This window comes from Serratia sp. DD3 (assembly GCF_000496755.2).
This window is the reverse complement of record NZ_AYKS02000067.1, coordinates 145,072-160,670: the sequence shown is the minus strand read 5'-3', so window position 1 is coordinate 160,670 and position 15,599 is coordinate 145,072. Positions and strand designations below refer to the sequence as shown.

Here is a 15,599-nt window from a genome sequence, read left to right as displayed (position 1 = left end):
CCGTTTCCAGTAGTTATCCCCCTCCATCAGGCAGTTTCCCAGACATTACTCACCCGTCCGCCGCTCGTCACCCAAGGAGCAAGCTCCCCTGTGCTACCGCTCGACTTGCATGTGTTAAGCCTGCCGCCAGCGTTCAATCTGAGCCATGATCAAACTCTTCAATTAAAAGCTTGATTTGCTAAGTTAATAGCGATGCTCAAAGATTACTGCATGAATTTTACTTACATGAGTCACTCTTTAAGACTTGATATTTTTTTGTTGCCGAAGCAACTGGATATCGTCTTTGTGAGTGCCCACACAGATTGTCTGATAAATTGTTAAAGAGCAGTGAGTTACTGGCTTTCGCCCGTCAACTCGAGGTGGCGCATGTTACGCTCCCTCATCTCAAAGAGGCCTGATTGCTCAAGTTATTCTTTGAATATCACGTTAACTCTGTGAACCTGTTCACAAGTTTTCGTGTCGATGGAGGCGCATTATAGGGATCTTCGTTTTTTCCACAACCTGTTTTTAGATCTTTTTTTTCGAATGCGCGTTTTTACGTCATTTCGCGTGATTCTTACCCGAAAGACGCTGTTTTCCCACCGTTAATGTTGCAAGCTTGTTGTAATTTCACTACCAAAGTCTAGTATTTCCAGTAATTCCGAACCTGATGCGAGGCCTTAACATGACCAATGCTGTACGTGCTTATCTTCATTACACCCCTAACATTGGTCAGCGAGTCATGATCGATCCTTCCAGCGTGGTGATCGGTAACGTTGAACTCGCTGATGATGTTAGCATCTGGCCCTTGGTTGCTATTCGCGGCGATGTTAATGCAGTGAGAATTGGTGCTCGTAGTAATATCCAGGATGGCTGTGTGCTACATGTTACCCATCAGTCCACCCATAATCCCGCTGGGTATCCCCTACTGATTGGTGAGAATGTCACCGTAGGACACAAAGCGATACTGCACGGTTGTAACATTGGTAACCGCGTGCTGGTGGGAATGGGCGCAATCTTGCTCGACGGCGCAATAATAGAAGATGACGTGATGATAGGCGCAGGTAGTATGGTCACTTCGGGAAATCGCCTTGAGAGTGGCTACCTATATGTAGGCAGCCCAGCACGCCAGGTAAGGAAATTAACGCCAGCGGAATTGGAAGGATTGCTCTACTCCGCCAATAATTATGTTCGCTGGAAGAATGAATACCTTGCCGAAAATAGCTGATTGTCATCGCCCCGCTTATCACTGCGGGGCCATACTCACATCGCCAATTCTTTACGCAATTGCTTCAACACTGGCTCTATCTCCGGCATAACACCGTGCCACAAAAAGAAAGCATGTGCAGCTTGCCCTACCAACATACCCAAACCATCCGCATACTGCTGAACACCCAATTGCTGAACCCAGGCCAGAAATGGCGTGCTCCCATGTTGGTAGAACATGTCATAACATCGGGTAGTACTCTTCACCATACTTTCTGGTAAAGCGGGGATCTCACCATTAATCCCTGATGCAGTCGCGTTAATAACCAGGTCAACATGCTGTTGTTCTAGCTGATCCATAGACAGTGCGCTAACCGCCCCCAGATGTTGGAACTCTTTCATCAATTCCTGTGCACGACTAAAAGTACGATTAGTGAGTACAACCTGGCAACCAAAAGCGAGTAACGGCAACATAACGCCTCTTGCCGCGCCCCCTGCCCCAACCAGCAGCACACGATCACTAGGCTGGATCAATTGCTGCCGCTCAAGATCTGACAGCAAACCAATACCATCAGTATTATCCCCCAACAATTGACCACCAGGTAATACCTTGAGTGTATTAACCGCCCCTGCCACGGTCGCTCTTTCACTGAGTTCAGTCGCCACTTTATAAGCTTGTTCTTTAAAAGGTACGGTGACATTGGCTCCCTGGCCACCAGCAGCAATAAACTGCTGTAGCATCCGTTCAAAATCCTCAAGCGGAACCAATACTTTACCATAAGGGTGTTCGATCCCTGTTTGCTCAGCAAAAAGTGCATGAATGCGAGGAGATTTACTATGAGCAATCGGATTACCTAATACCGCAAACTTTTCCATACAAATAGCCTCTAGCCCTGACGGAGCTGTTTACCCGTCAGAGCATCTCGAATTTCAGAAGGGTTCAACCGACCACCTACATCACCCGCCAATACCGGAAAAGAGTCACCAAACTGCTGCCTCACTTCTATAACCGTGCGACACGGCGGCTTACCACTTATGTTTGCACTGATTGAGACCAAAGGCTTACCAAACTGACGATAAAGCTGTTACACCAACGGATGTGCGCTAACACGAACCGCCAGTGAATCAAATCGCCCAGTCCCAGTAAGGAGGCGTAAGGTTTGTTGTTTTGCCGGGATCACTCAGGTCACTGGGCCTGGCCAACTGACAAACATCATGGCACGCTGCCGCTTACTCAACACGTTGTCATTAATATACTCGTTATACTTCAAGTTGCATGTGTTGGCTTTATTACGAGGTCCATCCATGGCCCTCGCCCCTCCGGGGCCGCCGCAAGCGGCGGATTTGTCGCTCACCCCAGTCACTTATCAGTGTAAGCTCCTGGGGATTCTCTGCGTCGCCGCCTTCCTGCAACTCGAATTATTTAACCTGAGCTCTGGATAAAAAATTGAACTAAGTGCCTGTTCCCAGAACCGAACTTTTGATAAAAAAACAAACGGATCAATTGAGTGGGAAACAGGAATGAACAAATTAGTAGAACTTTTCTGTGATGTCGATGATTTTTGCCAGCTCTTTATCCCATTATGGGAGCTGCAGTGCCTGGAAAATGGCAGTGAAAAGCGAGGAAAAAAGAGGTTGAAAAGCAGTAAAAGAGTTAAAGCATCCCAATTGTTCGAATGGATGCGAAACACTGATCGAACTTCGATGCCAATCCGTGATCGAACAGAGCGGAATACGCAAGTTATTTGGGAAAGCGTGCTGGAGAGTCGTAGTGGGCCTGAGCCGCCAAAGCGCCCCTTAGTGCGATTATCCCGGGTATCTCGGACGCAACAAGAGTTTCAAGCGGCTTGAAATATCATAGGGATATACTCTATAGCTGACGACAACACAAAGAGTTAGCTTTCATCCCTGTCAGTGCTGATACAGCCCTCCAGGCTCGACTTAATATTTGAAGGAATCGAATTTTTTAAATGTCTGAGGACAGTATTTAGACTTATCCCCATGATACGTGCCGTCGCACGACAACCTACGCCATTCATCGCCATATCGATAATCTGTTGATGACTCCCCGGTACCGAAGCTTTCTGCACAAAACTAAGCTGGAAAGTTTTGTCACACCGGCGGCATAAATATCGCTGATGCCGACCACGAGTATAACCATTACGTACAACCTGCGCTGAAGAAAAACAGTGAGGACAAACAACATCAATAATAGCCATTAGAAGCTGTATGAACACATCCCAGTTTGCAAGGCTTTCGTTGTTTTGACATTGACGAGATGTTACAGCTCGGTATCCGACTTTATTGCAGGCAACATTGCAGGCAACGCTGCCGACTACGATGAGAGCTGCTGACTCACACCTTATTCTCCAAACGGACTTTATACCCATGAGCTTATTCTGCTTTAGCAAGTCACGGTCTTATATCTGTCATTGTCATCACTTCGATTACCCAAGCAACTTTTCTGCATTCACCCTTTTATTAGTGTTGATGTTTATCTGCACCAGACATCAATACGGCCTGGCACTGACGTGTTTTTTTCATATTCACGGTTATGGGCGGATATCGCCCATAACCGTTCTTGCCAGCTTATTGGCCATTACCACTATGACCAGGCTGGTTGAAGGACATTATCCACTGCCCTGACGCTTTTGCCACCAGACTCGCCGCATGCGCCCCATGGATAAACAGGGTTCCCCACGTGGATATATTGCGCTACCGTAAGTCTGTAGATATATACCCTTCTTACTTAAAACTGCTTGGGTGTTAGCTGCGCTCTGTCACCCTAGTCACATAGTGGACTATGCTCCTAGCGACTCTCAGACTTACCGCCTACAAATAACTCAAAATATTTTGGGTATATTCAACTGACTTATTTCTCCCATATTCAAAGATGGGATGCTTTCATCTCATTTTCCATGAAATACAAGTAGAAAACTTAGTGAAAGATCACGAAAAATATTTTCTTGTACTTAAAGAGCCGCATTTTTTGGTTATATAACCTGAGCTCTGAATAAAAAATTGAAGAAGATAAACTATCAATCAAGCTGAACCATTCAGAAATGATGATATTAACGACGGCCTACCAGATCTCAGGTTAATCAGCACAGGGATTTTAGTCAGTGAAGCACCGATTCCCCTTTTACGTTGACGCTCTTCATCACCGTAAACCAGTCAAGGCCACCACCCTGAGAGCGGATAAAAAAATGTCCGGGCCGGATTTATCCACCACGACTGACCTGGTACTTGATATCAAAGGGACCGGCAGTTTTGGGGGCCATCTGACGGTAGTGCTGGCTTAATGTCTATTTATCATGGGAGAAATGGACTCCATTGAAAAATCGGGGCCCAAAATAATTCGAATTGCAGGAAAGCCAACACATTACCCATTGAGGTCACTTGAGGATAGTTTTATATCAAGTTGTTGGGCAAAGGTGGCCAGTGTCTGTGGTCGGTTTACATAACTGACCGCTAATGCCTGGTCGATAGCCCGGAGAAACTGATAGGAATAGCCATTTGGTCGTTGCTCCGATAAAGGTTGGTAACGGTCTTCGATACAGCGAGTCAAACTTACTGGCGGCAGTGTTCCGGTGATTAACCCATAAATCAGGGCGCCAATCGAATAAATATCGCACCAGGGGCCGATAGCCTCTCTCTCTGCACGGTAATAAAGTTCAGGTGGTGAAAAACCCGGTTTCAACATCAAATTGGGTCTGTTAGGGCTATGATTATTTGTGAAACAGGCAGAACCAAAGTCCAGCAAAATAGGGGAAGCGCCGTCCTGGATTTGGATGTTGTCCCATGAAATATCCAGATGGAGACAACCTTGCTGATGGATCATGTACACTGTATTTAGCAACGAAGTGAGTAATGTCATTAGCCAAGATTGGGTAGCTAAATCTGGTGTCTCTCTATGGCATTTTTTCAAAGTGTTGCCGCGATAAAGTGAGGTACTGATATAGGCGGTATTATTCTCTTGCCAGAAATCAAACAATTGTGGCACACAAGGATGAGTAATAACGTCGAGTATCCTAGCCTCCTGGCGGAAGTAGGTTCGCCCTGCGTTGAATGTTGGCAAGAAGCAGTCATCATGGGGAATGACTTCCCCATTAGGTTTTCTGGTGGCTATCGAAACAGGAAAATATTCTTTAACGGCCACAGGGTGCTTTCGACCATGGTCGAAAGCCTGGTACACAATACTAAACCCGCCTTCACCGATCGCCTGTTGGATCTCCAATCGAGCCAGATGGTACCCCGGATTAAGCGCCTGGGCATGGCGTCCGGGCGTCAGCGTTTTTGCCATATTACATTGTTTTATCAAGGCATTCTACACCTGAAAATCATAGTCAAAATTTTTGTCTACATAATCGATATGCAGATGGTGATATTGACGTAATTCTGTGCTGGCGGTCAGCAAGTAATGACTGATCTGGGGCAACAGTGTATTGGTCAAAATGGTATCGACCAGACGGCCTCCAGACTCTACATCCGTACAACGGCTAACAATCTGTTGGACTACCCGGTCATCAAAAGAGCAAGTCATATTGTGGTTTTCTAGCAGGCGCTGGCGGATTCGTTCCAGCCGTAGCTTGACGATATCCGCCAGAACTTCGTCGTTGAGCGGGTAATAAGGGACCACCATCAACCGACCAAGCAATGCAGCCGGGAAGGCCCGGAGCAAGGGTTCGCGCAGTGCAACCGTTAACTGTTCGGGATCCGGCAACAATGCAGGATCGGAACAAAGAGCGCTTACTACTTCACTGCCAACGTTCGAGGTGAGGATGATGATGGTGTTACGAAAGTCAATGCGTAGTCCTTCACCATCTTCCATCCAACCTTTATCAAATACCTGGTAGAAGATTTCGTGAACGTCAGAGTGAGCCTTCTCAACCTCGTCGAGCAGAATGACACTATAGGGGCGACGACGGACCGCCTCGGTAAGAATACCTCCCTCTCCATAGCCTACATAACCCGGAGGCGCTCCTTTTAATGTGGAAACGGTATGAGACTCCTGAAACTCACTCATATTGATGGTGATGACATGGCGTTCCCCACCATAGAAACTCTCTGCCAGGGCGTGAGCCGTTTCGGTTTTCCCTACGCCGGAAGGGCCGCAGAGCATAAAGACGCCAATCGGCTTGTTCGGATCGTCCAGGCTGGCGCGTGAGGTAATCAGACGGCTGGCTATCGCCTCCAGGCCGTGTTTTTGCCCAATCACCCGCTGATTAAGTGTCTCCGCCAATCCCAAAACTGACTCAATTTCACTTTTCATCATCCGGCCTAAAGGAATACCGGTCCAGTCAGCAATTACTGCGGCGATAATGTTGGCATCTACCGTAGGGAAGATTAATGGATCACACGCTTGCAGTTCAGCTAACTGCTGCTGTAACTCGGCAAGTTGTACGTGTAGCGCGGCTGCATCATATTGTTGGTTTTCATCTGCCGATCCATCGGTATCGTAGAGCCTGGCACGTAATTCAATGATTTCGTTTACCAGCTCTAACTCGTTTTTCCAGCGTGAACTCAGTGTGTCCAACTGTTGCCGTGCCTGTTCAATCTGTTCTTTCAACTGATTGGGGCGTTCTGCGTCGCCAGCCGCGATGCGTGCATCGCGGCTGGCGATCACCCACTCTGTTTCAAGCGCTTCAATATGGCGGCGGCAGTCTTCAACTTGGGCGGGTTCAGCATGCTGACTGACGGCGCATCTGGCACAGGCGGTATCCATCAGGCTTATCGCTTTGTCCGGTAACTGGCGATCAGGAATATAACGATGAGAAAGACGCACGGCGGCCTCAACTGATTCATCCAGTACAATGACCTGATGATGTCGTTCGAGGGTTGGCCGGAGATGCCGTAACATGTTGACTGCTTTCTTTTCATCAGGCTCAAGCACTTTCACTACCTGGAAGCGTCGAGTCAAGGCTGGGTCTTTTTCGATGTATTTTTTATATTCGGACCAGGTAGTCGCGCCAATGGTACGCAATTGACCGCGTGCCAACGCGGGTTTCATCAAGTTGGCTGCGTCACCGGTTCCCTGCGTACCGCCCGCACCGATCAGCGTATGGATCTCATCGATAAAGAGAATAATCGGTGAGGGGCTGGATTGTACTTCGTCGATCACCGCACGTAAGCGCTGTTCAAACTCCCCTTTGGCCCCAGCTCCAGCCTGTAGCATTCCCATATCCAATAAATACAATGTTACATCGCGTAATTTGGGCGGTACCTCGCCGGCGGCGATACGTGCCGCCAGCCCTTCCACGACCGCCGTTTTGCCCACGCCCGCTTCTCCTGTCAACAAGGGGTTGTTCTGGCGCCTACGCATCAGGATATCAATCAGTTGACGGATCTCTTCATCACGTCCAATGACGGGATCCAGTTCATTGCGGCGCGCTTTTTCCGTCAGATTATTACCGTACTGTTCCAGAACGTTTTTTCCTGAACCTGGCGCTAGTGTGGTACCTGATGGCAAGGGCGTTTTATCCGCTTCGGAAGAGCCGGTGAGGATCAGCTCAAACTGCTGTAACAGGATTTCACTATTAATCAGCGAGAAGCATGGGGAGATAGCCAACAATTGATGATGCAAGTTGGTGGTCTTTAACAGCCCAAGCAACAGGTGACCGCCACGGATCTGTTGACTACCCAACGTCAGTGAACAGAAGATCCAAGAACGCTCGACGGAATTATCGATGTGTTCTGACAGATCCGAGATCGAACTGGCACCACGGGGCAGACGGTCGATCGCCGCGATGATGTCTTTGCTCAACTTTCCGGCATCAATATCGAAGTAGTGGATAATCCGCTGCCAATCCCCTTCAGGGTACTGCATTAACTGATGTATCCAGTGCGCTAACTCAACATAGGGGTTGCCCCTGAGTTTGCAAAAGGCAGTGGCATTTTCTAAGCTTTCCAGCAACTGACCATTCAATTTTCCAAACAGAACCGCACGGCTGATTTCACTCATGATAATCCTTTAGTAGTCTACTTTAATTTACTGTTTATACCTGTCGTCGATCAAACTGCAGGGTTGTCGGCTGCTTTCGCTCACCCTAGTCACATAGTTGATGATACCCGTCACCCATGAAGCTGCAGCGGTGTTGGCGACAGTTACTCGCCTAATTCATGAGGCTGGCCCCTATCGGGGCCACTGCATGTCACGTTCAAATCCACGTCTGGTGGATTTGTCGTCCACCCGAATCACTGACCGATGTAAGTTCATCGGGATTCTCTTGTTTACCGCGTACCTGCAACTTCATTGAGCTAGGATATAGGTTCTGGTGAAAAAATCAGTTCGTTGACATCACCGTCCTGGTCAGCATCTCGCAACCAACAGCGTAGTCCCAGAGGTTGCTTTCCCCCTAGCGTCGCTCTGCTCACTTCTTTCTTGTGCAAGATCAAACGCACATCCCAGATATACTCAATACCAAGGTATTGCCGCACCCAGTCGCGCAGTGCGAGTGCCTGCGGTTGACCGGGCAAAAAACTCCGGTATTCCCGATCGGACATCGGCCCCAATTCAATACGGAATTTATGCTGCACATCTCTTACCATTTGACCGAGGAAAGCCTCTCGCCCCAAGCGTGGAGACTGCCCACTGCTCAAGCGTGTCTGCTGGTGCGGTGCAATAGCCAGCCAGACGGGAATATTCTCAAGGATACGCACAGGAATCTGAAAGTAATGACGGAGGATCTTCGCCAATCCTTCACTATTGCGTCTCTGACGCACCAAGTGCCCAGCCATAAAGTATTTAGCATGAGTAGGTAGGTTGTCACGGGCATACAGTGCCTTCCCCCCCATCCCGGTAAGGCTAGAAATATAACGGGTGAAGGCCTGATCGTCTTCACGGTCAAGCGATACGGTGGGCTGACTATTGGCCCATGCACGATAGAACAGCAGGATCAGGCGATGATGAAACAGATTGAGAAAGTCGAGCAGTGTGCGATCCTGATGGTGCAGATAACGCTCCCGAACATATTCGGTAAAATGCAGCGGTAGTGGGCCATTTGGGCCGAACAGACCAAAGCTGTATATCATCAAGTGGTACAACGCATCGTTATCCGCAGGCCCGGCACTGGCCAGCGTAGCGGGAGCAAACGATAGCGAGGGTTGCTGACCAAGGCGGATGGGCTCCTGATAGGGATGAGGTGCCCGGCCAAGAGGCCATTCGAAGCCGCCTTGCGCATCAAGCAGCCTGAGGATCTGAAACAGATCATGCTCATAAGGCTGCTCGGTAAGTGAAGTCCAGAAGTCGTCGCGCAGGCGTGGCATCTTGGCGCTCATATCAAGGTTCTCCTGCCGATCCGCGGCGGCCACTGGGCAATTTTCCCGCGTTGAGGCGTACTCAGGGAGGTCGTGACAAACGAGTTCATGGTGACGATGCGGCTGAATAACCGTTCCAGTACGCAGCCAAACAGGTAGGGGGTACCGCCAGAAAACGCCTGTTCATCGACGGTCAGACCAATGGCAATACCGCGTGAAAACACGATGGGGCCGGGGAAAGGCGATCGTTGATAGGTTGGAGTCAAACGACAATGTTGCACCCCATTAATCTCCTTTATTACCTGCGGCTCTTCGAGTTTGGCATACAGCGTCAGCAACTCCCTTAACATACGAGTACTCTGCGCTTCATCTCCTTCCATCAAGCTGACATAATCCAGTTGTAACTGGCTGATCAATCCCCACGAGAGGCGACCTTCCGCTAATGCCTCGCGGGGTAGAGATGGTGGCGTTCTTAAAGTGACCTGTCGCAAGGGAATTGAGTCGGAAACGATGAAGGAAAGCAATTCCTGTTTTTGCAGTAACAATGGCAAATCACGGTTGGTGACTAAAACCTCCGCCGTGAAGTATTCCAGATCGTTGCGCCAGGGCGTATGGTTAGCATCGACCAGAGACAGGAAAACCTCCGATCCAAGATAAGTGCTGCGCGTACCGTGTCGCTTGCTTTTAGCGGAGAGGGGACGTGGCGAACGGCGCAGGGAAAAGTAGGCGCCGTAGTTTTGCCCGTCACGTCCCTGAGTACAATAAAATGGCCGGAACTCCTGTTCGTACTGGTTGTTTTCTGGCGTTCCCCATAACCGCTGTACAGAAAAAACTTCGTAATCCAGCGGTTGAATATTATCGACCACTAGATGATATTCGTTGGTTTTGTTGTTCAGCGTAATTCGCTCGGCCACTTTGGGGAACAGATTGACTACAGGTGTGCAGTGCAACGATAAGTGGCTGGTGTCTATCCGTTTGGCCAGCGCGGGTAGCGCCTTATCGAGCAATAAAACGATCTCGAACTCTTTTGCGTGGCTACTTTGCGTTGGAAACATGCTGAACAGTGGCGTCAGGCCAGAAATACTGATAAATCGAAAGCGGGCGGGAAAGGCGAAATACTCCTGTAACAGGCGATAACCGTCAAAGTTGCGGAGATCGTTAGGTAACAGCGCCTGATCGGCTTCAAACCCCTCATGGTTGAGCTGTTCTTTGGACAGATACTGCCATTGCCGAGGATTGTACGTTGATTGGCAAAGGATACCGGTGGTATGTTGCATCACCAGCTCCAGCAGTTGCATCGCTTCTATATCTGGCCCGCTAAGGTAGAAGGTCAACTTATCGAGGCGCAAGTTATCCAGGGTGACATTATCATCAAGCCGCAGACGAATACGCAGCGCGCTTTGGCAGGCGTCACGGTCAATCCCGGCAACGTTGGCAATATCACCGGGCGCTGCACCCAGCGAAACCTGGCTGATACTGAGCGGATAGAGCATCACATCATGAGCGGTGCGGTATTTGCAGGTAATGCCGCTCTTTTTGAAAGAGTCACTGGTCATCATTGTGCCTCTCGGCACCAAAAATCCGGTGTTGATATTGCCTTTTCGGCCATCTGGATGCAGTTCTGCTATTGCCATTGAAGGGATTGGCGCAAGATAGTTGGGATAAATCACCTCCAGCACCCGCTGTGAAAAACGGGGAAATTCCGCATCCATTTTCAACTGGATCCGCGAAGTCAGAAAGGCGAAACCCTCAAGTAGGCGCTCCACATAAGGATCGTTGACTTCAATCCCTTGCATCCCCAGACGTCCAGCCACTTTGGGATAGCGCTCGGCAAAATCTGCCCCCATTTCACGCAGATAAACCAACTCACGGTTGTAATACTCAAGCAGCTTGCTCTCCATCAATTCACCCTATGTCCTTGAGGTTGAAATAACCATTTTCCAGGTCGATGTCGGAACGAAAACAAAATTCCAGCGGATGAGGGGTGCACCACAAAAGCCCACGGATCTCTATCGACAAGATATTGTGCACATCCAGATCGTCCCGACCGGAAATACACAGCAGCGTCAATTTCTCTGGGATAATGCGTGGTTCAAAATTCAGGATGGCCTGAATTAGGTTTCTTTCGATATCGGGCCACTCGATTTCTGACATTCTTTTCCCTGCCAGGGCAGTAATCCCGTAATTCAGCGTAGAACGTCGAACCTCGGGAAACGCCCATAAATCAATCAGTGATTCGTTGTTAGTGCAGTTAAATAACCATTGCAAGTCGCGCAGGATCGTCTTTCTCAACAGGCTGTGCGAAATACTTTGGTTCCTGTCTGTTTCTCGCTTCTGTTTGGGTTCTAAATCCGTTAACCGATCAAATAACGTAGGTAGCATTCTGCCGCGTGAGGAGACGCCCGCACTTATTTTCCGGCCAATCTGTGTAGATCTATCAGGAGTGCTCATCGGTTTTGTCATCGCTATTCACCCGTAACGAACTGGACCTGGCGCACCGTTAGCAGGGCATACTCGTCATTGTCCGTCAGCCAGGATTTTTGCCCCTGTCCGGCATAATGGCCTTCCTCGTTCAGTGGATACCAGTCAGTGCGGTGACCCAGACGATGACTATCGCTGCTGTTTTCTGACAACGGATAGCGTGCAGGAATCTGACAGACCTGCTGCTGCCCGCTTCGCCACTTAACCATGGCATGTGCCCAAATCAGATGAACCGTGTTTTGCGGTGGCTGGAAATTGATGGACTCAATATCCTGGAAAGGGACCCAATAGTAGTGATGATCGACAAACAGCTCACATATTGGCCCCAGACGGCTATCGGCATCGGCTAGCCAACTAAAATCAACGATCAGTTGTTGTTCATCTTGGCCGCTGACCGTCAGACTGCCTGCAATCTCCTCTGCCTGTTGATAGGCGAGAGCACGTAACTCGCTGGCCTTGTCTGCGGGCATCAGCAATGCTTTGGCTAATGCTGATTGCCATTCGGTCGGAGTGTTAAGAAAAGCGGGTGCAATTTCTCCACGCAGTACCTGTTCACGCTCTATTTCTGCCGTAACGGCCTCGGATAGCTGCTGCGTGGTGGGACGGGCTATTGGAGCCAATGCCTGCCAGGCCTTTAATTGTGCCTGAGCACGTGGCCAAGCACCGTACAGTAAAAGCAATTGCACCCAACTGGCTCTCTTGTCCGCATCGTTGGGCGATGCTTTGACCTGCGATTCGGCTTCTGCCAAGGCGCTGGATAACGGACGGCCTTTCAGTACTGTGAGTAATGATTTCAAGGTTTATCTCCGGGTTGGCTGGGTATTGAAGACTGGCAGATGACTTTTTCATCCAATGGGAGCATCTGTAACAGCGTGGACTCCTGCGGGGAACCTACCCATATGGCAATGGCGCTGTAGTTATCCTGCTGTGTCAGCGGTTGAGACAGTTCTTCGATCAGCATCAGCCACTCTTCAGGCGTTTGAGCCAGACGCAACGTGTATTCCAACAGCGCCAGGTTATAGCGCTGCCAGAAGCCGTCACTACACAATAAAAATGCATCCCCGTCAGCAAGAGATAATACCGGACTATAGGCAACCTCTTGCTGTTCAACATTGCCCAGCGCAGTGTAAAGCAGGTTGTCGGGGATAGTGCCAATGTGATACCCCGCCTCTTTCATTTTTTGCGCCAAACTGTGATCGGACGTAGCCTGGCAAAGATAACCGTTTCTAAACAGATAAAGCCGACTGTCTCCGGTATGAACCCAGTGTGCCTGCTGCGTATGGCGATCGATGAATAGTGCCACCAGTGTGGTTCGCATATGGCTACAGGTTTGATCCTGCTGTTGCGCCTGTTCGATAACTTGCTGGAGTCGTGCTATCAGCAATGGAACAGCATCAGACGAGCAGGGGGATCCCTCGTTGGCGTGCTCCATCAGAAACTGACAGGCCAGAGTGGCAGCCTGATGACCACCGTCATTGCCTGCGACGCCATCACATAACACGAAACAGGCCGAATGCTCGCCAAGATATTGGGCGGTCTTATCCTGATTCTGTGGGCGACTACCCTGATGCGAGCAGGTAAAAGTGGTTATTTTCATCATGAGCCCTTGCGGTTCTGTGAAGCCTTGTATTGACTGATCTCAAGGTCATAGGCATGAAGAAAGGCTTCACCGAACAGCGTATGGAAGTCGTCATCAACTTCATTAGCGACCTGCTGGTATTGGCGTTTCAGCATCTCCCACAGGATTGCTTTACGGTTCATTCCAAACAGTCCCTTACTGATAGCATTCCCCGATTCCAGTGCCTTTTTTTCCAGCGTATCGGGATGGAATGTTTGTAGCATAGCGGCAATGATGGCGCGCACCCCAGCGATCATACCTAACTGGTGGGCTTGTAGATCGAGCATGGCATCGCGCACGGCGTTTTCCGGGGGGGTGAAGCCGGGCATTGGGGTGCTAAAAATCTGCATCAGCACGGTCTTACCCGATGGCAGCATCTTGAAAGGATTATTCTCCTCCTCAAGAATCATGGTCATTTCCGCTTTCAGACCCCGTTTGAGTATGTTGCGTGATGAAAGCAGCGCGACCGTTCCCTGGGAGAACAGACTAAGCAGCCTGCCTGCCAGATAGAGTTGCTCAGGTGAAAAGTCAGGGGCTACCGGGGCGTCATCCAAACCCAGCCCGTTAACAAATGCGCTGAACAACTCGCCATGCAATTGCTCCTTTGAAGTGGATTTGAGCGGTTTAAATGACTGATGTCTGACCGGTTCGATTCCCATCCTTGAGCGTGGTGGTACTATTTCATCAGCGTGCTCTGCGCTGTGTTCCGGGGGCACTGGTTGGAATAGTGCATTGTCGAAACAAGAAGAGATTTCCGGAGCATTGAGTTGTTCTTGCCATCGGGTCACTTCCTGTGGACTAGGTGGGGGCGTTTGTTCGGTGAGTTTTTCCGCTGGTAAACTTACTGCTTTCTGCGGTTCGGGTTCGCACAACCATGACGGAAGCTCGTTAACCAATGTTGCAAGGTCATCCGTCGCCGTGGTGAGAGGGACTGCGTTACTGATAAACAGACTGATCGGATCATCTTCACTCACCGCATCGGTATTCGGTGCCCACGTAGTGAATAGCTCATCTTCTTCATGGCCGAAAAGAATCGCGGATTTTTCCGTAGCCGTAGTTAACGGCGGGTGTTCTGTAGTTTGCTTGTCACTTTTGGTTGCAAGCTCTGGATGAATAAACAGTACGCTTGGCGTGGTGTCTTTCATAATGGTCGGCTGTGAGAAAGGTTCATCCTGTGTGAACAGGCGATCGGGATCGGTGGTTACAGTTTGCAAAGAGGCCAGTTCGGTCTCCTGTGGCATGGCAAGAGGATCTTTCGTTGTGTGGCGGTCTGGGCCATTGGCAAGTAACGGATGATCGGGATCGTCGCGCTTGCTGGCATTGCGGTGTGGCGGAACCCACCGAAACTCGGCCTCCAACTCATCCCATATAGTCTCATGAATACCATAAGCCGATGAAGCGGCAATATCCGGCTCAAGCATCGGAGCCGGTATAGCGGATGCCTCTTGCAGGCTCACACTGAATCGATAACCACCGATGTCTAGTATGTCGCCTTCTACTAAAGGATTCTGAACGCTATGTGGCAGTTCGTTGCCATTTAAGAGTAATGGTGTAGTGCTTCCTCTGTGTGTCACTGATGGTTCCCCAGTGGGAGAGATATGCACGATAGCCTGCAAACGGGAAATCGCTCGGGTTTTGTCCGGCAGGATCAGCGTGTTGTCCGTCCCACGCCCGATAGTTCCACCAGGAGCCTTAAAATCACAGTAACTCTGGGGTAACCTCTCGTTGTCCCTATTTTTGATCATTATTAACCGCATAGATGCTCTTTCCATTGATGTTTGCCTGAAACTTAATCATTCACCGGGCTACAGAAATTACCCACGTGTTAAATTGATTTGACTCATATATGACACGTGGGTAATGCGTATCGAAAAATATACCTGCGCCTTCAGGTTATCGCGTTATTGGCTAACTTTACTGTCCCCTGAAACTGTGTTTATATCCGTCACCAATCAATAAAGCTGTATCGGTGTTGGCTACTTTCGTTTGCCGCCTCCCAACAACTTCATTGAACTTGGGTATAGCTAATCAACCTCGCTCAGAGGGCCTGCCCAATTGA

General features: G+C 49.5%; 11 protein-coding genes, 1 rRNA gene and 3 pseudogenes. 3 read left to right on the top strand and 12 right to left on the bottom strand.

Annotation, left to right across the window (positions count from 1 at the left end):
• Nucleotides 1-165 (bottom strand): 16S ribosomal RNA (locus IO95_RS12405); the annotation flags it as partial.
• Between the two features lie 499 nt (nucleotides 166-664).
• Between IO95_RS12405 and IO95_RS12400 the strand changes: the two genes are divergently transcribed.
• Nucleotides 665-1,207 carry a gamma carbonic anhydrase family protein gene (locus IO95_RS12400; protein WP_023491267.1) on the top strand — a complete coding sequence of 181 codons (543 nt, stop codon included), beginning with the start codon at nucleotides 665-667 and terminating at the stop codon, nucleotides 1,205-1,207.
• Nucleotides 1,208-1,242: 35 nt separating this feature from the next.
• On the opposite strand, the gene aroE is transcribed toward IO95_RS12400, so the two are convergent.
• Together aroE and IO95_RS24770 are read right to left on the bottom strand one after the other, a co-directional pair.
• On the bottom strand, nucleotides 1,243-2,061 hold the full coding sequence (gene aroE / locus IO95_RS12395; protein ID WP_037385543.1) for a shikimate dehydrogenase: 819 nt from the start codon (nucleotides 2,059-2,061) through the stop codon (nucleotides 1,243-1,245).
• Between the two features lie 11 nt (nucleotides 2,062-2,072).
• Nucleotides 2,073-2,441, bottom strand: a pseudogene (locus IO95_RS24770) (Sua5/YciO/YrdC/YwlC family protein); the annotation flags it as partial.
• Nucleotides 2,442-2,706: 265 nt separating this feature from the next.
• Here IO95_RS24770 and IO95_RS25205 point away from each other — a divergent pair.
• Nucleotides 2,707-2,817 (top strand): annotated as a pseudogene (locus tag IO95_RS25205) (IS982 family transposase); the annotation flags it as partial.
• A 326-nt stretch (nucleotides 2,818-3,143) separates the two neighbouring features.
• Here the strand turns inward: IO95_RS25205 and IO95_RS24115 are convergent.
• A pseudogene (locus IO95_RS24115) lies at nucleotides 3,144-3,404 on the bottom strand (IS1-like element transposase); the annotation flags it as partial.
• A gap of 903 nt (nucleotides 3,405-4,307) precedes the next feature.
• Between IO95_RS24115 and IO95_RS25195 the strand changes: the two are divergent.
• Complete coding sequence (locus IO95_RS25195) at nucleotides 4,308-4,487, top strand: hypothetical protein (protein WP_023489716.1); 180 nt, start codon at nucleotides 4,308-4,310, stop codon at nucleotides 4,485-4,487.
• An 80-nt stretch (nucleotides 4,488-4,567) separates the two neighbouring features.
• Here the strand turns inward: IO95_RS25195 and IO95_RS12380 are convergent, their stop codons facing one another.
• The 8 genes from IO95_RS12380 to tagH all read right to left on the bottom strand — a co-directional run bounded on the left by IO95_RS12380 (nucleotide 4,568) and on the right by tagH (nucleotide 15,285).
• The gene (locus tag IO95_RS12380; protein WP_023489717.1) at nucleotides 4,568-5,488 is read right to left on the bottom strand and encodes a serine/threonine-protein kinase; all 921 of its coding nucleotides are present in this window, start codon (nucleotides 5,486-5,488) and stop codon (nucleotides 4,568-4,570) included.
• A gap of 24 nt (nucleotides 5,489-5,512) precedes the next feature.
• Nucleotides 5,513-8,146, bottom strand: a complete 2,634-nt coding sequence (gene tssH, locus IO95_RS12375) for a type VI secretion system ATPase TssH (RefSeq protein ID WP_023489718.1) — start codon at nucleotides 8,144-8,146, stop codon at nucleotides 5,513-5,515.
• Between the two features lie 296 nt (nucleotides 8,147-8,442).
• Nucleotides 8,443-9,462 carry a type VI secretion system baseplate subunit TssG gene (gene tssG / locus IO95_RS12370; RefSeq protein ID WP_023489719.1) on the bottom strand — a complete coding sequence of 340 codons (1,020 nt, stop codon included), beginning with the start codon at nucleotides 9,460-9,462 and terminating at the stop codon, nucleotides 8,443-8,445.
• Nucleotides 9,459-11,342 (bottom strand): type VI secretion system baseplate subunit TssF, encoded by a 1,884-nt coding sequence (gene tssF / locus IO95_RS12365; protein WP_023489720.1) that lies wholly within the window; start codon nucleotides 11,340-11,342, stop codon nucleotides 9,459-9,461. Before tssF ends, tssG begins: the two co-directional genes overlap by 4 nt.
• A 4-nt stretch (nucleotides 11,343-11,346) precedes the next feature.
• A complete protein-coding gene (tssE, locus tag IO95_RS12360) occupies nucleotides 11,347-11,904 on the bottom strand; it encodes a type VI secretion system baseplate subunit TssE (protein WP_051791229.1) in 558 nt (185 codons plus the stop codon).
• 2 nt (nucleotides 11,905-11,906) lie between these two features.
• Complete coding sequence (locus IO95_RS12355; RefSeq protein WP_023489722.1) at nucleotides 11,907-12,719, bottom strand: type VI secretion system accessory protein TagJ; 813 nt, start codon at nucleotides 12,717-12,719, stop codon at nucleotides 11,907-11,909.
• Nucleotides 12,716-13,522, bottom strand: a complete 807-nt coding sequence (locus IO95_RS12350) for a PP2C family serine/threonine-protein phosphatase (protein ID WP_081878559.1) — start codon at nucleotides 13,520-13,522, stop codon at nucleotides 12,716-12,718. The genes IO95_RS12355 and IO95_RS12350 overlap by 4 nt, the downstream gene beginning before the upstream one ends.
• The gene (gene tagH / locus IO95_RS12345; RefSeq protein WP_235186766.1) at nucleotides 13,519-15,285 is read right to left on the bottom strand and encodes a type VI secretion system-associated FHA domain protein TagH; all 1,767 of its coding nucleotides are present in this window, start codon (nucleotides 15,283-15,285) and stop codon (nucleotides 13,519-13,521) included. The genes IO95_RS12350 and tagH overlap by 4 nt, the downstream gene beginning before the upstream one ends.
• Nucleotides 15,286-15,599: the final 314 nt, after the last annotated feature.